This window comes from Rhizobium croatiense (assembly GCF_019793465.1).
In the GTDB taxonomy this organism is placed as follows: Bacteria; Pseudomonadota; Alphaproteobacteria; order Rhizobiales; family Rhizobiaceae; genus Rhizobium; species Rhizobium croatiense.
This window is the reverse complement of sequence record NZ_JAILYJ010000003.1, coordinates 320,133-339,410: the sequence shown is the minus strand read 5'-3', so window position 1 is coordinate 339,410 and position 19,278 is coordinate 320,133. Positions and strand designations below refer to the sequence as shown.

Here is a 19,278-nt window from a genome sequence, read left to right as displayed (position 1 = left end):
CCTACGCTGCGCACTGCGGAGCGGCAGCCTGATGAGAGGCAGATGAGTTACGAGGCCTCTTATTCTCCCTCGCGCTTCAGCCGGTATTCCCCGGTCACGGGATCCTTGACCAGCGTGCCGATCGCGCCGGTCTGGCGCTCCTTTTCGGCGCGGCGTGATTTTTCAGCGAGCTTGCGGGCATCGGAGACGAAGCGGCGGTAGAGCCACCAGGCCGAAAAGACCAGGACCAGGATGGTGATAAGCTGTGCCATGCCCCTCTCTTGCTCCTCTCAAAGCCCGAAGCGGGTCCACAATGCTCTCTCTTCCGCTGCTTCGACAAGCCCCGTCGCGAGTCCCGATGCGGCGCCCTCGAGCGAGACCGGCGACACGCCGGGGATGCGGCGGCCGAGCAGGCCGCGGCCGGCGGTGACGAGCTCAAGCTTGGTCTTCTGGCCGTAGCGTCGCTTCAATTCCTGGCGCATGTCGCCGAGGCCGTCGACGAGGCCGAGTTCGAGGCCGCGGGTGCCGCTCCAGAACAGGCCGGAAAAGACGGTGGCGTCATCCTTCAGCTTGCCGGCGCGGCGCTCGCGCACCATCGAGATGAAGACCTGATGGATCTCGAGCTGCAGGCTCTTCAGATATTCGATGTCCTTTTCTTTTTCCGGCTGGAACGGATCGAGGATCACCTTGTTTTCGCCCGCCGTATAGACGCGGCGCTCGACGCCGATCTTCTTCAGAAGTTCGGGAAAGCCGAAACCGCCGGAGACGACGCCGATCGAGCCGACGATCGAGGTGGCGTCGGCGATGATCTCATCGCCGGCAAGCGCGATCATATAGCCGCCGGAGGCGGCGACGTCCTCGACGAAGACCAGGACCTTCTTCTGCTTCTCGCGGGCAAGCTCGCGGATGCGGGTGAAGATCAGCCGGGACTGGACGGGCGAGCCGCCCGGCGAGTTGATCGCGATGGCAACCGCCGGCGAGCCCTTCATGGCAAAGGCCTTTTCCAGGACCGGAGCGACATTGGCGAGATTGAGGGTCGGCCGGAATTGGCCGCCGCCGCTGATGATCGCGCCCTGCAATCTGACGACCGGGATGGTGACGCCCTCCTTGCGGAACCGTTTCGGCAGCAATTTTTTCCAGAATCCGGCCATTTCCCATCCTTCGCTTCGGGTCGCCCGATCGTCAATCTACGATCGGCATCCATGTATGCGTTGGAACGACAAACGCAATGGCCGCGTTTGCAAAACATCGAGAATGGTCTTTCTTGTTGCGAATGACTTGCATTGTCATTCTGATTCGTCATAGTGCGCTCACGATAAACAGGTGGAAATGGCATGGACGCCCTCAACCCAAAGGTAACAAGCGGCTGGCGGCACGAACGCGGCGAGGCGTCGCTGTCGGATGTCTACCGCACCGTCGGAACCGGGCGTCACAGCTCGAGGTGGCGCAGGGCGGCGGCCTTTGCCGGGCCGGGCTATATGGTCGCCGTCGGCTATATGGACCCCGGCAATTGGGCGACCTCGCTCGCCGGCGGCTCGAAATTCGGCTATGCGCTGCTCACCGTCGCACTGCTTTCCAACCTGATGGCGATCGTCCTGCAATCGCTCTGCGCGCGTCTCGCGATCGCCTCGGGCCGCGACCTTGCGCAGGCTTGCCGCGACGCCTATCCGAAATGGGTTTCGGTGCCGCTCTGGGCCTTTGCCGAAATTGCCATCATCGCCACCGACATCGCCGAGGTGATCGGCACGGCGATCGGCCTCAACCTCTTGATGGGCATTCCGCTCGAACTCGGCGTGCTGATCACCGCGCTCGACGTCTTCGTCATCCTCTTCCTGCAGAAGCTCGGCTTCCGCTGGGTGGAGGCCTTCATCATCACGCTGCTCGGCGTCATCGCGCTCTGCTTCGGCGTACAGATACTGCTTGCGGACCCGCAATGGGGCTCCGTCATCACCGGCTTCTTCCCGACCACCGAGATCGTCACCAATCCTGAGATGCTTTATCTCGCGCTCGGCATTCTCGGCGCGACCGTCATGCCGCACAATCTCTACCTCCACTCCGGCATCGTGCAGACGCGGGCCTACGGCCATACGGTTCCCGAAAAGAAGGAGGCGCTGACCTATGCGACGATCGACTCGACGGTCGCGCTCTGTTTCGCGCTGCTGATCAACGCCTCGATCCTGATCCTGGCCGCTGCCGCCTTCAATGCGCATGGCAGGACCGACATCGTCGAACTCGGCGAGGCGCATTCGCTGCTGTCGCCGCTGCTGGGTCTCGCCATCGCGCCGACGCTGTTCGGCATTGCGCTGCTCTGCTGCGGCCTCAACTCGACGGTGACGGCGACGCTTGCCGGCCAGATCGTCATGGAAGGCTTCCTGAAGATCCGGCTGCAGCCGTGGATGCGCCGGCTGATTACCCGCGCCATCGCCATCGTGCCGGCGGCGATCGTCACCATCTGGTACGGCGACCAGGGCACGGCGGAGCTTTTGATCCTCACGCAGGTGGTGCTCAGCCTGCAGCTTTCCTTCGCCGTCTTCCCGCTCGTCATGTTCACCGCCAGCAAGGCCAAGATGGGCGAACTTGTGGCTCCCCGCTGGCTGAGCGGCATCGCCTATGTGATCGCCGTCGTCATCGCCGGGCTGAACGTCAAGCTGTTGCTCGATTTCGTCACCGGCTAGCTGCCGAGGATCGAAGCCTGGCATAGGCCGCCCGGCCATTGTTGAAATCATCGATGAGAGGGGAGAATTTGTGGCTCCCCTCTTCGTGCATGATGAGCGGTGCGCGCAGTGACAGCCGCGCCCGCGACCCCTTGATTGCAGTCACCAGGATACGCACGGCGTTTTCACGCTCGCGCGGATGGATGGCTGTCATTTCGATGCCGCCGAAACGCCGGCCGCAGGCGTCGACGATCTCGGCGATCGATTCGGGCCTTGCGATCAGCGACAATTGTCCGCCGGGGATCATGATCGCGCCGGCCGTGCGGATCCAGCTTTCGAACAGGCCGTCGGTCATCGCATGGGCTTCAGCCTTCAGCGCATCCGGCGTGCGCCGGTCGCCGGCATCGTTGAAGGGCGGGTTCATGATGACGTGGTGGAAGCTCTCATCGATGAGGCCGGCATCGTTGCGCGCCTTGGCAGTCAGCGCCACATCCGCCTCGACGACGCTGACGCGGGCGGCGAGATGGGCATTTTCGGGCAGGAGAATGCTGCGACGGGCATAATCGGCCATTTCGGCCGACCGTTCGAAGAGCACCACCTCGGCATCGGCAAGGCGCGAGGCGACGGCAAGGCCGGCCGCGCCGGCGCCGGCGCCGAGATCGGCCACCTTGACCGGGCGATCGTCGGCAACGAGGGCGGCAAGCAGCATCGCATCCATGCCGGCGCGATGGCCCCTCCCCTTCGGCTGCACCAGATGAAAGGCGCCGCGATGAAAGGCGTCGATGGTTTGGGCAGGCTCCCCGGTCATCCCACCCTCACCTCCTGTCGCGCAATTCGCCGCCGAGACCGGCGTCGATGAGGATGCGGCGGGCCTGGTCGGCCATCTCCTCATCCACCAGCAGCCGGCGCTGCAGCATGCCGAGGGAGCCTTCGAGCACGCTCATGCCCTGATCGGCGATGAAGCAATGAATGCCCGCATCCTTCATCAAACTCTCCGCAAAGGAGAGCAGAACGGGGTCGTTGGCGCGGATAAGTTCATGCATTTGCCGTCATTTTCCTTCCAATTTCGCCGTGCGCGACAATTCACCTCTTGCCGCGTCCATCGCCCCTTTCTATTGTCAGCTGCAATGAATGAACAGGAGTCCGGGTCGTTGGGCGTGGTCATACCGCTTGAAGAAAGCAAAAACAAACTGGCATCCATAAAGCCGTTGGTCGATCTCACCAGGGCGGATATGGAGCGGGTGAACCAGCTCATTCTGTCCAAGGCCGGCTCCGACGTGCAGATGATCCCCGAAGTGGCGAACCATCTGATCTCGTCCGGCGGCAAGCGGCTGCGGCCGATGCTGACGCTGGCGGCCGCCTCGCTGTTCGATTACCGCGGCGAAAATCACGTCAAGCTCGCCACATCGGTCGAGTTCATGCACACGGCGACGCTGCTGCATGACGACGTCGTCGACGAAAGCGACCTGCGCCGCGGCAAATCGACAGCGCGGATGATCTGGGGCAACCAGGCAAGCGTGCTGGTCGGCGACTTCCTGCTCGGCCAGGCCTTTCGCATGATGGTCGATGTCGGCTCGCTGGATGCGCTCGACGTGCTGTCTTCCGCCGCCTGCGTGATCGCCGAGGGCGAGGTGCTGCAGCTTTCCGTCGCCAAGAACATGGAGACGACCGAGGACGATTACCTCGCCGTCATCCGCGCCAAGACGGCGGCGCTCTTTGCGGCCGCCGCCGAAGTCGGGCCGATCGTCGCCGAGGCCGGCCGGTCCGGCCGCAACGCGCTGAAATCCTACGGCATGAATCTGGGGCTCGCCTTCCAGCTCGTCGACGACGCGCTGGATTACGGCGGCAAGGCGGCCGACCTCGGCAAGAATGTCGGCGACGATTTCCGCGAAGGCAAAATCACGCTTCCCGTCATCCTCGCCTATCGCCGCGGCACGCAGGACGAGCGCGCCTTCTGGCGCGATGCGATCGAGGCCGGCAACAGCAGCGACGCCAATCTGGAAAAAGCCCTCGGGCTGATCACCAAATACGGCACGCTCAGCGACACGATCGGCCGGGCGGTCCATTACGGCACGATCGCCCGCGATGCGCTGGCGCCGCTTCCCGATACGGTGTGGAAATCCGCCCTGATGGAAGTGATCGACTTCTGCATCGAGCGCGTCAACTGACCAAACGTTCTCGATTGCAGGCTGATTTTCTTGCGGCGCCGCTTCAAAAAAGCCATCCTGTTATGAATCAGTGATCACAACTGATTTGCGACCGGCATCATGGCCGGGCGCTCTCGAAGAAAGGTTTCCTCATGCGGCAGAGAATTGCCATCCGTCTTCTTACGAGCGCAGCATTGGCGGCTGTTCTTTCGCTCGGCGTCGTCGCCGGCGTGAACGCCGAGGATGCGGCCAAGACGGCGGGCGATGCCGGCAAAACCGAGACCTTCGATGCCGATAGCGTCACCACCTTCTCCGGCGCCTTCCTCGCCGCACGCACGGCCGATGTCGATCATGATTACGAAACGGCGATCGCGCTCTACAAGAAGGCGTTGCTGATCGAGCCCGGCAATCCGGAGATCCGCCAGCGGCTGATGATTTCGCTGCTGCTCAACGGCGACATCAAAGAAGGCGTCAAATATGCCAACGACTTGAAGGGCGACCCCTCCGTCGAGCGCATCACCACGATCGTGCGCGGCATGGATGCCGTGCGCCGTGACGACTACAAGACCGCCGAAGTCATCCTGAAATACAAGGGCCCGAACGATCTCGACCGGATGATGAACGACCTGCTGCTTGCCTGGGCCCGCGTCGGCGCTGGCCGCGGCAAGGAAGCACTCACCATGGTCGAGAAGATGAAGGGGCCGGACTGGTTCCGCATCTTCCAGAATTACAATGCCGGCGCGATCGCCATCGCCATCGGCGACGTGAAATCCGCCCGAAAGCATCTGAACGACGCCGTGCTCGACAAGGAGGGGGGCGCGACGGCGCCCGATACCTTCATGCGGGCGGTCATGGCGCTTGCTCGCCTCGAAGCGACACAGGGCAACAAGCAGAAGGCGCTCGACGCCGTTTCCGTCGGCGACAACCTGCTGCCGAATTACGCGCCGCTGAACGCGCTGCGCGACAGTATCGAGAAGGGCGAGAAGCAGGAACAGCAGGTCAAGACCGCAGAAGAAGGGGCCGCCGGCGTGCTGTTTTCGGTCGGCGGTGCGCTGAACCGCGACGGCGCCGAGGACATCGTCTCGCTCTACCTGCAGACGGCCAAAGCACTCGACCCGAACAGCGCCGATACGCTGGTGCTGCTCGGCGGCATCGCCGAGAAGCAGAACCAGATGGACCGCGCCATCGCGCTCTACAAGAAGGTGCCGGAAAATTCGCCGATGCGCCGCATCTCCGAGCTGCAGCTCGGCCTTGCCCTTGCCCAGGGCGGCAAGGTGGAAGAGGCGCGCAAGCACCTGCAGGCGCTGATCGCCTCCGACCCGAAGGACATCCGCAGCTACCTCGCCTATGGCAGCGTGCTCTCCGACGCCAAGGACTATGAGGCGATGGCCGCCAATTACGACAAGGCGGTCGAAGCGATCGGCCCAATTGCCGGCCGCGCCAACTGGAGCGTCTTCTTCCAGCGCGGCATTGCCTATGAGCGGTTGAAGAAGTGGGACCAGGCCGAACCCAACTTCCGCAAGGCCCTGGAGCTTAATCCCGACCAGCCGCAGGTGCTGAACTATCTCGGCTATTCCTGGATCGACATGAACCGGAACCTCGACGAAGGCCTCGGCATGATCAAGAAGGCCGTCGAGCTTCGCCCTGACGACGGCTACATCATCGATTCGCTCGGCTGGGCCTATTTCCGCCTCAACCGCTTCGACGATGCTGTCGACGAGTTGGAGCGGGCCGCACAGATCAAGGCCGGCGACGCGACGATCAACGACCATCTGGGCGACGCCTACTGGCGCGTCGGCCGCAAGCTCGAGGCCGTCTATCAGTGGAACCGGGCGCTCGCCTCCGAGCCGGAAGCCGCCGAAATTCCGAAGATCAAGGACAAGGTCGCCAACGGCCTGCCTCCTGCCAGCGACGATGCCAAGGCGGCCGACAAGAAGCAGCCGGATCCGGCGCCCGTCACCCCGCCGCCGGTCGACAAGAAATCCTGACGGGCGGCAAGCATGCCTGAAGAAGGCCTGGCCGACGCTTTCGGCGTCACCGAAGAGGCGCGCGCGAAGATCAATCTCGCCTTGCATGTGACCGGCCAGCGGGCGGATGGCTACCATCTGCTCGACATGTTGGTGACGTTCGCCGATTGCGGCGACCGGCTGGGCTTTCTGCCTGCACAGGCCGACGCTTTCACGCTGTCGGGCCCTTTCGGCGAGACGCTTGCCGGCGACGGCGGCGCCAACCTGGTGCTGCGAGCCCGCGATCTCCTGCGCGAGACGGTCGGCGCCCTCGCCTTCCCTGTGCATATCCACCTGCAAAAGAACCTGCCGATCGCCTCCGGCATCGGCGGCGGCTCAGCCGATGCGGCCGCGACGCTGCGCGGACTGATGCGGCTCTGGGGCATGGACTTGCCGGTGGAGACGCTTGCCAGCCTCGCGCTGAAGCTCGGCGCCGATGTGCCGATGTGCCTTGAAAGCAGGCCGCTGATTGCCCGCGGCATCGGCGAAAGGATCGAAGCCGTGCCTGAGCTGCCGGCCTTTGCCATGGTGCTCGCCAATCCGCTGAAGGGCGTGTCGACGCCCGAAGTCTTCCGCCGGCTGGCGGCAAAGAACAATCCGGCTCTGCACCTTGCGCCCGGTCTGTCCGGGACTTCCGGCTGGCTGACGGCGATCGGCTCGGCCCGCAACGATCTGGAGGCGCCGGCGCGCGAACTGGTGCAGGAGATTGCCGTGATCTCGCAGATGCTGCAGGCCCATGGCGCGCTCATCACCCGCATGTCCGGCTCCGGCGCCACCTGCTTCGGCATTTTTACGAGCATGGCGGCGGCGCACGAGGCAGCGTCAGCTCTTCACGGCGAGCGCCCCGACTGGTATGTCCAGGCGACGGAAACGGTTTCGGGAGGCATGTAATGGCAGGTCTGGACGAAAAGCGGCCGTTTATCGCCGTCGGCATCGCTGTCCTCACCGTTTCGGATACCCGCACGCCGGAAACCGACAAATCCGGCGATACGCTGGCGGCGCGGATCACCGAAGCGGGTCACCGGCTGGTCGACCGGGCGATCGTGCCTGACGACCGCGACAAAATCGCCGCGCAGGTCAAGGCCTGGACCGAGCGGGACGACATCGATGTCGTCATCACGTCTGGCGGCACCGGCTTTACCGGCCGTGACGTGACGCCGGAAGCGCTGGAGCCCTTGTTCGAAAAGCGCATGGACGGCTTTTCAGCCGTCTTTCACCGCATCTCCTACGAGAAGATCGGCACGGCGACGATCCAGTCGCGCGCCACGGCAGGTGTCGCCAATGCCACCTTCATCTTCGCCCTGCCAGGCTCGCCCGGCGCCTGCCGGGATGCCTGGGACGGCATCCTGAAGGGGCAGCTCGACTACCGCAGCACGCCGTGCAACTTCGTCGAGATCATGCCGCGTCTCGACGAGCATCTGAAACGCGGCGCACAGAAATAGAATTTCGCGAGAAGCCAATCCGAACGATCGCGGCGCGCTTTAGCTCTTTGTTTTAATGCATGTCGTTGTCCCTGAACCGCTGCACACTCCCGGGCGACATGCATTAGGTCGCAAGGCCCGGCAGAGACGGCATCGTTTCCCAGCTGTTACCCGACAGCAGGATGCAGCTTATGCCGTGAACATCCGTGACGACGAGCGTCCAGGTGCCGCTTTCGGCGGTGTAGACCTCCAGCACGGCGTTCTGATTGACCAGCCCGACCGCCGTCAGCTTCTCAGCAAAATTCTTGTCCAGGAATTTGACGACGTCGGATCGGCCTGCGCAACTGAGCATCGCCTGCGATGCTGCCGAATGCGGATGCGCGATCATCAACGTCGCCGATATGACGGCCACAAGACCGTAAAGCATATGGCGGATCATGACGCACCTCCTTTCGCCGGAACCCGGCAGAAGAGGAGATTTCGCCGACCTGTTCTGCCGTCCACCGGCATTCATGGCCACCCGTTGCGAAGCGCGGCGCTTCGGCGGCGCCATGGGCGAATTATAGCGCGAAATCTGATTGAGCGCCATTTTTTGCGCGCGATGTGGGGACGGTTGTGATGCTGCTCCGGTGCGGGCGAGTGAAAATGCTTACCGGGCCGAGCGCGCCACCCAGGAAGGAATCAATTCGCTTGCGAGTTTACGCGGCTTCCGGCCCTTGGCGAATTCGGCAAGGCGCATGCCGCTCCTAGCGGCGGCCAGCGCCTGGCTCTTCGGCATCAGCAGACCGAGCTCCAGCGGCGGCGCGGCGCGGCCGATGCGCTCGAAAAATGGGCGCCGGTAGCCGCGCGAGGCGGTGAAGCGCGCCGGCGCCTTGTTGAGCGCGATATATTCGGCAATCTCGTCGATCCAGCCCGCCTGCGGACGTGCACCCGGCTCGACGAAAAGCAGCCAGTCGCCCCGGGCGGAAGCGACGATGTCCTTGATATCCCACTGCGAATGAAACCGGCAGCCGGCCGCGTCGGCGACCCGCGAGCTGCCGTCGCGCGAGCCGTGATCGAGCACGACCACATCGCCGACGAGACCCTCCACGGCGCCTGCCACCAAGACCGATAAGGTCTGGGCCAGCTCAGATTCCTGATCCTGACATTCGAGAACAACCGTCAACATTTCCTAGTCATAATGCGCCGCACAAATTTTTGCCAGCGGCGTTTTCCGCATTTTGTTCTTGCATTGTTCTCAATTTGCCGATAGGAATTTAATCATCAAAACGGGCGGAGGCGATCGCTTTCCGCTGCGGGAGAATCCGATGAGAGAGCAGTCCCTGGCAGGGCAGGCCGCATTCGCGCCTGCCAATACGGCAGATATTGCCGATGCGATGATCGTCTCCTCCGGGCTGAGGGTCGAGGTCGACCGTCGGCGCGGGCGCGGCGCCGGACTGAACCCGACGGGCAGGTTCGAGGCGCTGCAGCGGGAGAACTTCGACGACGGCTGGCAGACGCTGGAAGAGCTTCCGCCGTTCAAGACCGAGGTGCAGATCGAAAAGCCGCGCACGGCCATCACCCGCAACGAATCGCCCGACGTCGCCTTCGACCGCTCGATCAATCCCTATCGCGGCTGCGAGCATGGCTGCATTTATTGTTTCGCCCGGCCGACACACGCCTATATGGGGCTTTCGGCGGGGCTCGATTTCGAGACGAAGCTGTTCGCCAAGCCGGATGCGGCTAAGCTGCTGGAGCGGGAGCTCGCCAAGCCGGGCTACAAGGTGCGGGCGATCGCAATCGGCACCAATACCGACCCCTATCAGCCGGTCGAGAAGGAATGGCGCATCATGCGCGGCATTCTCGAGGTTTTGAACAAGGCGAACCACCCGGTCTCGATCGTCACCAAGTCGGCGATGATCTTGCGGGATCTCGACATTCTGCAGGAGATGGGGGCGAAGAACCTGGTGCGCGTCGGCATCTCCGTGACCACGCTCGACCGCAAGCTTGCCCGGACGATGGAGCCGCGTGCCGCCACGCCGCCGCGTCGGCTGGAGACCATTCACACGCTGTCGGAAGCAGGGATCCAAACGGCCGTGATGGCCGCGCCGCTGATCCCGGCGCTGAACGATCACGAGCTGGAGCGCATCCTCGAATCGGCCAAGGCGGCCGGCGCCGTCGAGGCGAGCTATGTCATCCTGCGGCTGCCGCTCGAGGTCAGCCCGCTCTTCCGCGACTGGCTGTTGCAGCATTATCCCGATCGTTACCGGCATGTGATGTCGCTGGTGCGCTCGATGCGCGGCGGCAAGGATTACGATGCTGAATTCGGCAAGCGCATGAAGGGCGCCGGTCCCTATGCGTGGCAGATCGCCCGCCGCTTTGAAATGGCGGCGAGGCGCTTCGGCCTGACGCGGCGCGGTCTGCCGCTGCGCGACGATCTGTTCGTGCCGCCTGATGGCAGCGGCGTCCAGCTGTCGCTGCTCTGATTTATAGATTTGCGCATCGGCCCATCGAGAAACCGCCCTGTTTTCGAGCCCGAGCGCAATTCCCGCGGATGGCCCTGACCGCCACCATCCGCCGGACCGTCCCCGGCCGCCGCCCTGATCCGGGGACTTGCGGGAAATCGGGTTGGCGTGCGAGGTTCAGCCGCATGAAACCTCGCACGCCACCCGATTCTCCCCTGCTTTTCGACACGGCTCCGCTCGTGCCGGATTTCCGCCTGGAACTCAAAGCCCGCAAGGCCGGCCACTGGCCGGTCGCCGGCGCCGACGAGGCCGGCCGCGGGCCGCTCGCCGGGCCGGTCGTCGCCGCCGCCGTTATCCTCGACCCGAAGCGCATCCCCGAGGGCCTCAACGATTCCAAGCAGCTTTCGGCGCAGCGGCGCGAGGAACTGTTCGTGCAGATTCTCGCGACCGCGACCGTCTCGATCGCCTCATCCAGCTCGACGCGCATCGACGAGACGGATATCCGCAAGGCAAGCCTCGACGCCATGCGCCGCGCCATCTGCAGCCTTGCCGTTCCGGCAAGCTACGTTCTGACGGACGGGCTCGACGTGCCGCCCGGCCTCGAATGCCCCGGCCAGGCCGTGGTCAAGGGTGACGCCCGCTCGGTCTCGATCGCCGCCGCCTCGATCGTCGCCAAGGTGACGCGCGACCGGATGATGGCGCGCGCCCACAATGTCTTTCCAGATTACGGCTTTGCCGCGCATGCCGGCTACGGCACGGCACAGCACCGCGCCGGCATCGAGAAGCATGGCCCCTGCTCCCTGCACCGGATGAGTTTTCGGCCGTTGCGCAAGGGCGAGGACGGGCCTGAGACGGACGAGTTGATACCGGAATAGGTCACCCAAAGAAAACCGGGCAATGAGAAGCCGGACGAGCGCTGTAAGAGGCGCGCGAGGAAAAGAGAGGCCGCGGCATATCCTCTTCTCCCCGGTGGGGAGAAGAGGGAATCGAGAGGAGCGGCATGCCCTCGACCGAGATTGAGTATTCATCAACAAGAAAAGGCCGGGACATGCCCGGCCTTCTTCATTCCATTCGATACCGCTCAGTTGAGCCGTGTCTTGACCTGGCCGACGGCATTGCCGAAGAGTTCGGACTGGACCTTGCCATCCGCCTTCTTGGCGAGCACCGTTTCGGCGGCCGCGATCGCCAGATCGACGGCGGCGGAACGAACCGCCTTCATCGCTTCGGCCTCGGCCTGCAAGATCTTCTGCTCGGAGAGCGCCGTGCGATTGGCGACGAATTCTTCCGTCTTCTTCTTCGCTTCGGCAGTCAGCATCTCGGCTTCGCGCTCGGCGGCGGCAACGATGTGCGCCGCTTCCGCTTCCGCTTCCTTGCGCTTGCGCTGGTATTCGGCGAGCAGGTGCTGGGCCTCCTCGCGAAGGCGCTTGGCTTCGGCCAGCTCGTTGCGGATCTGGTCGGCGCGGTCGTCAAGCGACCGTGCCATCATGCCGGGGACCTTCAAGTAGACAACCAGCGCCAGGAAGAGAACGAGGCCGACAAAGGCGAAGAAAGTCGCGTCAAAAGCAAATTCCATCGATCAAGCCTCCTTCTTGGCGGCCGCGACGGCGGCGGCGACATCAGCCTGGGCGGCATTGCCGCCAATCAGCTGTTCGACGACGGCAGCCGCCGTTTCTTCGGCAATGGTGCCGACATCGGCGAAAGCCTTCGCCTTGATGTCGGCGATGCGGGCTTCGGCAGCCTTGATCTTTTCCGACAGGCTCGTCTCGACAGCGCGGCGTTCCTCTTCGGCCTTGCCCTTGGCGGCGTCGCGGGCGGCGGAGCCGATCGCATTCGACTTGGCACGGGCAGCGGCCAGTTCGCCTTCATAGGTCTGGACGGCAGCGTCAGCTTCCGCCTTCAGGCGGCCTGCTTCTTCCAGGTCCTGGGAGATGCGCGTGTGGCGCTGATCGAGAATGGCCCCGATGCGCGGCGCGATGACCTTTTGCATAAGGAGGTAGAAGACGCCGAACGTAATCACCAGCCAGAGCAGCTGGGACGCGAAGGTCGTCGAATCGAAGGGCGGGAACGGGCCACGGGCGTGTTCGCCTTCGGCTACGCCGGTCTCGGTATGGACCTCGCCTGCGGCCGGAGCGCCATGCGCATCCGTGCCGGTCGCTGCCGCCGGTGCTTCCTCAGCGTAAGCCGGGGTCACAAAAAACATGCTCACCTCCAGGTGGACTGCAAATGCAAAGGATCACGGCTTGCGGTCGCAGGCCGTGATCCATCTATCCGCCAATATCAGACGGCGAAGAGGAGGAGGAGAGCGACGAGCAGCGAGAAGATGCCCAGAGCTTCCGTAACGGCGAAGCCGAATACCAGACGGCCGAACTGGCTGTCAGCGGCAGACGGATTGCGCAGAGCGCCGGAGAGGTAGTTGCCGAAGATGTTGCCGAGGCCGAGAGCCGTACCGGCCATACCAAAGCAAGCCAGACCTGCACCGATGAACTTTGCTGCTTCCGCTTCCATGTTGAACTCCTTTGAAATGGTTGTTGCGGCGAATGACTGACGCCCTTTGACGTCGATGTCGTTATCCTTAGTGCCCGCCCGGATGGATCGCGTCGTTGAGGTACATGCAAGTCAGCACCGCAAAGACGTAAGCCTGGAGGAAGGCAACGAGGAACTCGAGACCGGTCAGGGCGACGGTCATGATGAGGGGAAGAACGGCTCCGCCGATACCGACTGCACCGAGGGCTCCAAGCGAGGCAACGAAGCCTGCGAACACCTTCAGCGTGATGTGACCGGCGAGCATGTTTGCGAAAAGACGAACGGAGAGCGAAATCGGACGGGACAGGAAGGAAATGATTTCGATCAGGACGACCAGCGGCAGCAGAAGGCCCGGCACGCCCGAGGGCACGAAGACGTTCAGGAAGTGAAAGCCGTGCTTATAGAAGCCGTAGACCAGGACCGTGCCGATGACGAGGATCGCCAGCGCGAAGGTGACGACGATCTGGCTCGTCACCGTGAAGAAATAGGGGAACATGCCGAGCAGGTTCGCCGTCAGGACGAACATGAAAAGCGAGAAGACCAGCGGGAAGAACTTCATTCCCTGCTTGCCCGCGCCTTCCTTCAGCATATTGGCGATGAATTCATAGGACATTTCCGCGACCGACTGCGAACGGCCCGGCACGATGGCGCGGTTCGAGGTCGCGAAATAGAGGAAGCCTGCGGCAACGGCAGCCGAAGCGGCCATGAAGAGCGATGCGTTGGTGAACGAAAAATCAATTCCGCCGATTTCGATCGGGACAATCTTCTGGATCAGGAACTGATGAGTCGGATCGTTAGACACCGCTTGTTCTCTCTCTTTGGCCCGCAGGACGCGGGGTCATTGCACTGGACCGGGACCGGTCCTTATTTCTTGTCGTCCTTGTCGTCCAGGGGATGGGCCACCACCCCCGCAGAACGCAACACGTTCAGAACGCCGGCACAGAATCCGAGAAGCAGAAGAACAATCAACCCCCAAGGCGCCGTGCCAACAAAACGGTCGAGGAGATAGCCAAGGACGGCACCGACGACGATGGCGGCAATGAACTCGCTGGAAAGCTTCATCGCCTGGGCATAACCTTTGCGGCTTACCTCGGCGCGAGCTTCGTTTGCCTCGTCCACTTTTGCCTCGACGCGCTTGGTCGCGAGTTCCGCTCCCAGCTGCGCACGGCGCTTCTCAAGACTTTCCTCGCGGTCGTCCGTCATTGCTCTCTCCTCGCCTGCCCGTCGCCCGCACTCCCGCTACCCCGGTCATTCGGACCCCGGACGCGAAGGTTGAGACCCTTCCGGCCCGTTCTGAAGTCGCGCGCAACATAGTTTTAGGGATTGGTATAGTCAAGGCGTAGACAGCTTCTGTCCAGCGAGAAAATAATCACGTCGAATCAAAGGGATAAAGCGATCATGGGTCGATCGGGCAAATTCGACGGAAAGAATCCGCTTTTCGGGGCCGGAAATCGGCCGGCCCGGACGATTTATCTCAGCTCCAGCCGCCGCCATAGGTGCGGTAGAAGACGTGGAGGCCGATGCGGCCGACCTTTTCCATGGTCTTTGCCCATTTCGGGCGGACGTAGACGGCGTGGTAGTGCGTCGCCGAGCCTACCTGCGGCAGCCAGATCTTGCCTGATGTCACCGCCATCGCCACGTCGCGGGCGACCCGCCAGTGATATTCCGAATTCACCCTGTCCTTGATGGCGTCGCAAGCGAAGGAAAACTGGCAGCGGTTGCGCCAATCCTCGTTCTGATAGACGACGCCGCAGATGCTCTTGGGATAGGCGGGGTTGCGGACGCGGTTGAGGATGACCTGGGCGACGGCCGCCTGCCCCTTCACCGATTCTCCGCGCGCCTCGAAATAGATGCCGGAGGCAAGACATTGCTGCTCGCGGGCGGAAAAGACGCTCGGCGGCAGCACACTTGCGGCCCAGGCGTGATCACGCGGGCCGATCTCGGGGACGAAGCGGCCGCTGTCCGGCTCGGTCAGGATCGAATCGAACGGCGACTGGCGGGCATAGTCGGGTGCTGCCGGCGCATAGGCCGTCGCCAGCACATCGGCCTTGTTGCTGGTGACGAGGTTTGCGAGCATCGCCGGCACGCCACTCTCCTCGATCACCGGCTGCTTCTTATAGAAGGACGTGGCGATCTCGATTTCCTTGCCCTGGATCTTCGGCTTGACGAAGGCCGATCGGTCCTTGAGGTCGAAGCTCGGAGTGAAGAGCATCCTTGTGCGCTCAAGAATGGAGCCGGCGGAAAAATCCTTCGGCGGCTGCATCTTTTCCACCGCGACGATTCGGCTCTTCTTCATGCCGCGGTTGACGCGATCCTCGTCCGGCGTGTCCTCGTGGCCCTTCTCCTTGGCGGTGCCCTTGTCCTTGGCGGTGCCCTTGTCCTCGGCAGAGAAAGCGACCTTGCGGCCATCGGGCAGCACCATGCCGGCGCCCGACGAGATCGAGCCCGTCACTTCAGGATCGGCAAAGGCGAGTTCGGCCTGATGAATGGAGCCGGCCGGAGAATTGGTCAGAACCATGCGCCAGCTCTCGCCCTCACGATCGAGACCGGCGAGCATGGTGGCGAGATCGGCGTGGGAGGCAACGCTCGGGAAGATCAGCCAGCCGGCGAGCCCGAAGATGACAGGTGACACCCAGTTCTCGGGAAGAAGAGGCAGCTTGCTACGGGAAGGGCTCTTTCGACGCAACACGAACTCCGGGCATGGAACGCGGGAACATTCCATCGAAAATCCCTTATTAACCTTGACGTCCGGTTAACGAGCCGTGCCGGAATGTGGCCATCCGAAGTTCCGGATATTCTAAGGTGGCTGCTAATTTCGTCCCTCTGGAGCCGCTGCGCTCCTCATGGACCTCTGCCTGTTGACCTATCTCTGTACGGTGATTTAACGGGAACGCATCACCGGTCTCCGTCATCCTCGGCCTTGAGCCGAGGATCCATGCCACACCTGCTGGTGGCCCCGGTGTGGATGCTCGGCTCAAGACCGAGCATGACGGAGGATGAGGTGGCGGAAGAAGTCAAAGCGCGGACACCCGCGTCCGGAATGTCGCCCAGCCCCCCTCAAATAATAACGTGCGACCCCAATTCCACCACGCGGTTTGCCGGCAGGCGGAAGTAGTCCGAGGGGTTGGTGGCGGCGTTGGCGAGCGCGATGTAGAGCCGGTCCTGCCAGTAGGGCATGCCGGACTTGGCGTCCGGCACCAGCTTGCGGCGGCCGAGATAGAAGGAGGTCGACATGATGTCGAACTTCAGCCCGGTCTTGCGCAGCGTCGCCAGGGCCTGCGAAACGTTCTGCGATTCCATGAAGCCGAACAGCAGTTCGACGCGCGAGAAGCGCTCGGAGATCGGTTCGACCTTGTAACGGTCGTGGCTCGGCACGCGCGGCTTGTTGACCGTGCGGATCGTCAGGATGACGTTGCGGTCGTGCAGCACGTGATTGTGCTTGAGATTGTGCAAGAGGGCGGCGGGTGCGGATTCCGGATCGCTGGTCAGGAAGATCGCCGTGCCGGGAACCTGGGCCGGCGAATGCTCGCTCTTGCGCTCGATGGAACTGACGAAGGAGGCGAGCGGGATATCGGTGTGGCGGGTCTTTTCCAGCAGGATCGCAGTGCCGCGGCGCCAGGTCCACATGACGACGGTAAAGGCGGTGGCGATCAGGATCGGGATATAACCGCCGTCGTGAATCTTCAACAGGTTGGCGCCAAGGAAGATCAATTCGAGCACGACCAGCGGCGCGAGCGCGATTACCGCGAGGGGCAGCGACCAGTTCCAGCGGGCGCGGACGAATTCGAAGGCCATGATCGAGGTGACGACCATGGCGCCGGTGACCGAGATGCCGTAGGCGGTCGCCAGCGCGTCCGAGGTCTTGAAGCCCAAGACCAGGAAGATGACACCGAAGAACAGCACGGCATTGACCGACGGCACGAAGATCTGCCCGGTATTGGTTTCCGAGGTGAAGAGAATTTCCATGCGTGGCAGGAAACCGAGATTGATGCCCTGACGCACCATCGAGAAAGCGCCGGTGATGACCGCCTGACTGGCGATGATCGTCGCGGCGGTGGCCAGGATGACGACCGGCAGCAGCGCCCATTTCGGATACATCAGATAGAAGGGATCGGACATCGTCATCGGATTGCCGAGAACGAGGGCGCCCTGGCCAAGATAGTTCAGCGTCAACGCCGGGAATACCAGCAGGAACCAGGCCCACTGGATCGGGCGGCGGCCGAAATGGCCGAGATCGGCATAAAGCGCCTCGGCGCCCGTCACCGTCAGGAAGACGGCGCCGAGCACGACGACGCCGTAAAAGCCCTCATGCAGCAGAAAGGCGACGGCATAATAGGGATTGAAGGCGGCGAGGATGCCGTAGTCATCGGAGATATGGGAAATGCCGGCGGCGGCCATGACCAGAAACCAGACGGCGGTGATCGGGCCGAAGAACTTGGCGACGGCGCCGGTGCCGCGCGATTGCACGACGAAGAGCAGCGCCAGGATCACCACCGAAATCGGCACGATATATTCCGACAGCCTTGGTGTGACGAGCTTCAGGCCTTCGACCGCCGACAGCACCGACAGAGCCGGCGTGATCATCGCATCGCCGAGGAAGAGGGCAGCCCCCATTAGGCCGAGCAGCATCAGTATGGCGGTATGGCCGTTGGCAGTCTTCATCAGAAGGGCAAGCAGCGACAGCGTGCCGCCCTCCCCTTCGTTATCGGCGCGCAGCAGGAAGAGCACATATTTGATGGTGACGATGATCGTCAGCGCCCAGATCATTAGCGAAATCAGGCTGATGATCTCAAAACGGGTGACGCCGTCGTGGGCGACGGGCTTCAGCGCCTCGCGAAAAGCATAGAGCGGGCTGGTGCCGATATCGCCGTAGACGACGCCGACGGAACCGAGCGCGAGATAAAAAAGCTTGCGCGGCGTCATTTGGCGTTCGTGCGGATGGCTCTCTTCGGACATGAAATTTCAACAGGCTTCTCAGAGCCAGCCTTTCCAGCGAAAAAAGAAAAAGGGGATCACGGCTGATATCACCATCAAAGCCAGCGAGAAGGGGTAACCCGCCGTCCAGGCCAGCTCCGGCATGACCTGAAAGTTCATGCCATAGACGGAGGCGACCAATGTCGGCGGCAAGAACACGACCGAGGCGATCGAGAAGATCTTGATGATCGAGTTCTGCTCGATGTTGATCAGGCCGAGCGAGGCGTCGAGCAGGAAGGTGATGTTGGCGGCGACAAAGGAGGCATGCTCCGACAGCGACTGGATATCGCGCGAGATGGTGCGGCAGAGCTCCTTCGCCTCGTGGTCCTGCTGGATCGCCGGGATCGTGTGAAAGAACGTCAGAAGCCGGGAAAGCGAGCCGAGACTATCGCGCAGCTTGCTGATCATGCGGTGATGACCGGCGATATCGCGCAATTTTTGCTCGAGGTAGTTCGACGGCTTGCGCACCCTTTTCGCCCGGCCGAAGACATGCGTCGACAAAATGTCGATGCGCGAGACGGAGGTTTCGAGGATTTCGGCGGTGCGGTCGACGATCGTCTCCAACAGCCTGGCAAGGAGGGCCGCGCCGCTGCGCCAGTTTTCCGGCAGCCGGTGAAGGGCGGCGATGAACAGCGCAAAGGATTTTGGATGGGCGTAACGGATGGTGACCAGACGGTTTCCGGCCAGAATGAAGGCGACATCGGTGAGCGTCGGCGCGTCGGTCTCCGCCTTCCAGACGAGCGAAGCGGTCATGAAGACGGCGTCGTTTTCGATGTAGAGGCGAGCCGAAGGTTCGATGTCCTTGAGATCCTCGCGGGTCGGAACCTCGATGCCGAGAACCTTCTCGACATAAAGCTCCTCCTCGCGGCTCGGCTCGACCATGTCGATCCAGACGACATCCTCGGGAAAGGATGCCGGCTGCGAGAGATCGCGAATCTCGACCGATTTGCAATTGGAGCAGTAAGCGGTGATCACCGGCAGTGTCTCCGATGCTCACGACGCTTGGTGGCCATCGCCATTTTCATCGAAAGCCTTTCCATGCGGCCGCCATCGCGGCGCCGCGAAGGTCGCTCGTCCCAGGTCCAAACGGAAGCGGATCAAGAAAGTTCATAAGACTCCGGCTGCATCCG

21 protein-coding genes are annotated in these 19,278 nt (G+C 62.8%); 7 read left to right on the top strand and 14 right to left on the bottom strand.

All coding sequences use genetic code 11. From position 1 onward, the window contains the following. Positions 1–59 precede the first annotated feature (59 nt). Complete coding sequence (locus K6M89_RS07260) at positions 60–251, bottom strand: hypothetical protein (RefSeq protein ID WP_222138927.1); 192 nt, start codon at positions 249–251, stop codon at positions 60–62. An 18-nt stretch (positions 252–269) separates the two neighbouring features. Then, positions 270–1,130: a S49 family peptidase gene (locus K6M89_RS07255; RefSeq protein ID WP_222138926.1), complete on the bottom strand. Its 861-nt coding sequence runs from the start codon at positions 1,128–1,130 to the stop codon at positions 270–272. A 183-nt stretch (positions 1,131–1,313) separates the two neighbouring features. Here K6M89_RS07255 and K6M89_RS07250 point away from each other — a divergent pair, with 183 nt between their 5' ends. Next, positions 1,314–2,654 carry an Nramp family divalent metal transporter gene (locus K6M89_RS07250; RefSeq protein ID WP_222138925.1) on the top strand — a complete coding sequence of 447 codons (1,341 nt, stop codon included), beginning with the start codon at positions 1,314–1,316 and terminating at the stop codon, positions 2,652–2,654. Here K6M89_RS07250 and K6M89_RS07245 read toward each other — a convergent pair. Together K6M89_RS07245 and K6M89_RS07240 are read right to left on the bottom strand one after the other, a co-directional pair. Continuing rightward, positions 2,644–3,441 (bottom strand): tRNA1(Val) (adenine(37)-N6)-methyltransferase, encoded by a 798-nt coding sequence (locus K6M89_RS07245; protein WP_222138924.1) that lies wholly within the window; start codon positions 3,439–3,441, stop codon positions 2,644–2,646. The genes K6M89_RS07250 and K6M89_RS07245 overlap by 11 nt on opposite strands. 7 nt (positions 3,442–3,448) lie before the next feature. Then, the gene (locus K6M89_RS07240) at positions 3,449–3,676 is read right to left on the bottom strand and encodes a putative signal transducing protein (protein ID WP_097580016.1); all 228 of its coding nucleotides are present in this window, start codon (positions 3,674–3,676) and stop codon (positions 3,449–3,451) included. Positions 3,677–3,784: 108 nt separating this feature from the next. Here K6M89_RS07240 and K6M89_RS07235 point away from each other — a divergent pair, with 108 nt between their 5' ends. The 4 genes from K6M89_RS07235 to moaB all read left to right on the top strand — a co-directional run bounded on the left by K6M89_RS07235 (position 3,785) and on the right by moaB (position 8,228). Beyond that, positions 3,785–4,801: a polyprenyl synthetase family protein gene (locus K6M89_RS07235; protein WP_097580017.1), complete on the top strand. Its 1,017-nt coding sequence runs from the start codon at positions 3,785–3,787 to the stop codon at positions 4,799–4,801. 131 nt (positions 4,802–4,932) lie between these two features. Then, positions 4,933–6,768: a tetratricopeptide repeat protein gene (locus tag K6M89_RS07230; protein ID WP_097580018.1), complete on the top strand. Its 1,836-nt coding sequence runs from the start codon at positions 4,933–4,935 to the stop codon at positions 6,766–6,768. A 12-nt stretch (positions 6,769–6,780) separates the two neighbouring features. After that, positions 6,781–7,677: a 4-(cytidine 5'-diphospho)-2-C-methyl-D-erythritol kinase gene (locus K6M89_RS07225; RefSeq protein WP_222138923.1), complete on the top strand. Its 897-nt coding sequence runs from the start codon at positions 6,781–6,783 to the stop codon at positions 7,675–7,677. After that, positions 7,677–8,228, top strand: coding sequence for a molybdenum cofactor biosynthesis protein B (gene moaB / locus K6M89_RS07220; RefSeq protein ID WP_097580020.1), 552 nt, complete (start codon positions 7,677–7,679; stop codon positions 8,226–8,228). Before K6M89_RS07225 ends, moaB begins: the two co-directional genes overlap by 1 nt. 103 nt (positions 8,229–8,331) lie before the next feature. On the opposite strand, the gene K6M89_RS07215 is transcribed toward moaB, so the two are convergent. Beyond that, positions 8,332–8,646 (bottom strand): hypothetical protein, encoded by a 315-nt coding sequence (locus K6M89_RS07215; protein WP_222138922.1) that lies wholly within the window; start codon positions 8,644–8,646, stop codon positions 8,332–8,334. A 210-nt stretch (positions 8,647–8,856) separates the two neighbouring features. Next, a complete protein-coding gene (locus K6M89_RS07210; protein WP_097580022.1) occupies positions 8,857–9,375 on the bottom strand; it encodes a glycosyltransferase family 2 protein in 519 nt (172 codons plus the stop codon). 139 nt (positions 9,376–9,514) lie between these two features. Here K6M89_RS07210 and K6M89_RS07205 point away from each other — a divergent pair, with 139 nt between their 5' ends. Continuing rightward, positions 9,515–10,672: a PA0069 family radical SAM protein gene (locus tag K6M89_RS07205; RefSeq protein WP_222138921.1), complete on the top strand. Its 1,158-nt coding sequence runs from the start codon at positions 9,515–9,517 to the stop codon at positions 10,670–10,672. 164 nt (positions 10,673–10,836) lie between these two features. Beyond that, positions 10,837–11,526: a ribonuclease HII gene (rnhB, locus tag K6M89_RS07200; protein WP_222138920.1), complete on the top strand. Its 690-nt coding sequence runs from the start codon at positions 10,837–10,839 to the stop codon at positions 11,524–11,526. Between the two features lie 206 nt (positions 11,527–11,732). Here rnhB and K6M89_RS07195 read toward each other — a convergent pair whose 3' ends face one another. The 8 genes from K6M89_RS07195 to K6M89_RS07160 form a co-directional block, all read right to left on the bottom strand. Beyond that, the gene (locus K6M89_RS07195; protein ID WP_097605506.1) at positions 11,733–12,224 is read right to left on the bottom strand and encodes a F0F1 ATP synthase subunit B; all 492 of its coding nucleotides are present in this window, start codon (positions 12,222–12,224) and stop codon (positions 11,733–11,735) included. 3 nt (positions 12,225–12,227) lie between these two features. Beyond that, positions 12,228–12,851, bottom strand: coding sequence for a F0F1 ATP synthase subunit B (locus K6M89_RS07190; RefSeq protein WP_222138919.1), 624 nt, complete (start codon positions 12,849–12,851; stop codon positions 12,228–12,230). A 77-nt stretch (positions 12,852–12,928) separates the two neighbouring features. Continuing rightward, positions 12,929–13,156, bottom strand: coding sequence for a F0F1 ATP synthase subunit C (locus K6M89_RS07185; protein WP_010026583.1), 228 nt, complete (start codon positions 13,154–13,156; stop codon positions 12,929–12,931). Between the two features lie 67 nt (positions 13,157–13,223). Further along, positions 13,224–13,976: a F0F1 ATP synthase subunit A gene (locus tag K6M89_RS07180; RefSeq protein ID WP_222138918.1), complete on the bottom strand. Its 753-nt coding sequence runs from the start codon at positions 13,974–13,976 to the stop codon at positions 13,224–13,226. Positions 13,977–14,038: 62 nt separating this feature from the next. Further along, entirely contained in the window at positions 14,039–14,377 is a 339-nt protein-coding gene (locus K6M89_RS07175; protein WP_097580027.1) for an AtpZ/AtpI family protein, read from the bottom strand. Between the two features lie 271 nt (positions 14,378–14,648). After that, on the bottom strand, positions 14,649–15,896 hold the full coding sequence (locus tag K6M89_RS07170; RefSeq protein ID WP_222138917.1) for a cell wall hydrolase: 1,248 nt from the start codon (positions 15,894–15,896) through the stop codon (positions 14,649–14,651). A gap of 335 nt (positions 15,897–16,231) precedes the next feature. After that, on the bottom strand, positions 16,232–18,130 hold the full coding sequence (locus K6M89_RS07165) for a potassium transporter Kup (RefSeq protein WP_097580029.1): 1,899 nt from the start codon (positions 18,128–18,130) through the stop codon (positions 16,232–16,234). Between the two features lie 18 nt (positions 18,131–18,148). Then, the gene (locus K6M89_RS07160) at positions 18,149–19,123 is read right to left on the bottom strand and encodes a magnesium transporter CorA family protein (protein ID WP_097580030.1); all 975 of its coding nucleotides are present in this window, start codon (positions 19,121–19,123) and stop codon (positions 18,149–18,151) included. Positions 19,124–19,278: the final 155 nt, after the last annotated feature.

Coding starts and splice junctions, on each gene's coding strand:
- K6M89_RS07185 (WP_010026583.1), bottom strand. CDS start 13,156: ATGGAAGCGGAAGCAGCAAAGTTCATCGGTGCAGGTCTGGCTTGCTTT.
- K6M89_RS07195 (WP_097605506.1), bottom strand. CDS start 12,224: ATGGAATTTGCTTTTGACGCGACTTTCTTCGCCTTTGTCGGCCTCGTT.
- K6M89_RS07175 (WP_097580027.1), bottom strand. CDS start 14,377: ATGACGGACGACCGCGAGGAAAGTCTTGAGAAGCGCCGTGCGCAGCTG.
- K6M89_RS07165 (WP_097580029.1), bottom strand. CDS start 18,130: ATGTCCGAAGAGAGCCATCCGCACGAACGCCAAATGACGCCGCGCAAG.
- moaB (WP_097580020.1), top strand. CDS start 7,677: ATGGCAGGTCTGGACGAAAAGCGGCCGTTTATCGCCGTCGGCATCGCT.
- K6M89_RS07170 (WP_222138917.1), bottom strand. CDS start 15,896: ATGGAATGTTCCCGCGTTCCATGCCCGGAGTTCGTGTTGCGTCGAAAG.
- K6M89_RS07190 (WP_222138919.1), bottom strand. CDS start 12,851: ATGTTTTTTGTGACCCCGGCTTACGCTGAGGAAGCACCGGCGGCAGCG.
- K6M89_RS07250 (WP_222138925.1), top strand. CDS start 1,314: ATGGACGCCCTCAACCCAAAGGTAACAAGCGGCTGGCGGCACGAACGC.
- K6M89_RS07210 (WP_097580022.1), bottom strand. CDS start 9,375: ATGTTGACGGTTGTTCTCGAATGTCAGGATCAGGAATCTGAGCTGGCC.
- K6M89_RS07230 (WP_097580018.1), top strand. CDS start 4,933: ATGCGGCAGAGAATTGCCATCCGTCTTCTTACGAGCGCAGCATTGGCG.
- K6M89_RS07260 (WP_222138927.1), bottom strand. CDS start 251: ATGGCACAGCTTATCACCATCCTGGTCCTGGTCTTTTCGGCCTGGTGG.
- K6M89_RS07215 (WP_222138922.1), bottom strand. CDS start 8,646: ATGATCCGCCATATGCTTTACGGTCTTGTGGCCGTCATATCGGCGACG.
- K6M89_RS07240 (WP_097580016.1), bottom strand. CDS start 3,676: ATGCATGAACTTATCCGCGCCAACGACCCCGTTCTGCTCTCCTTTGCG.
- K6M89_RS07245 (WP_222138924.1), bottom strand. CDS start 3,441: ATGACCGGGGAGCCTGCCCAAACCATCGACGCCTTTCATCGCGGCGCC.
- K6M89_RS07225 (WP_222138923.1), top strand. CDS start 6,781: ATGCCTGAAGAAGGCCTGGCCGACGCTTTCGGCGTCACCGAAGAGGCG.
- K6M89_RS07205 (WP_222138921.1), top strand. CDS start 9,515: ATGAGAGAGCAGTCCCTGGCAGGGCAGGCCGCATTCGCGCCTGCCAAT.
- K6M89_RS07255 (WP_222138926.1), bottom strand. CDS start 1,130: ATGGCCGGATTCTGGAAAAAATTGCTGCCGAAACGGTTCCGCAAGGAG.
- rnhB (WP_222138920.1), top strand. CDS start 10,837: ATGAAACCTCGCACGCCACCCGATTCTCCCCTGCTTTTCGACACGGCT.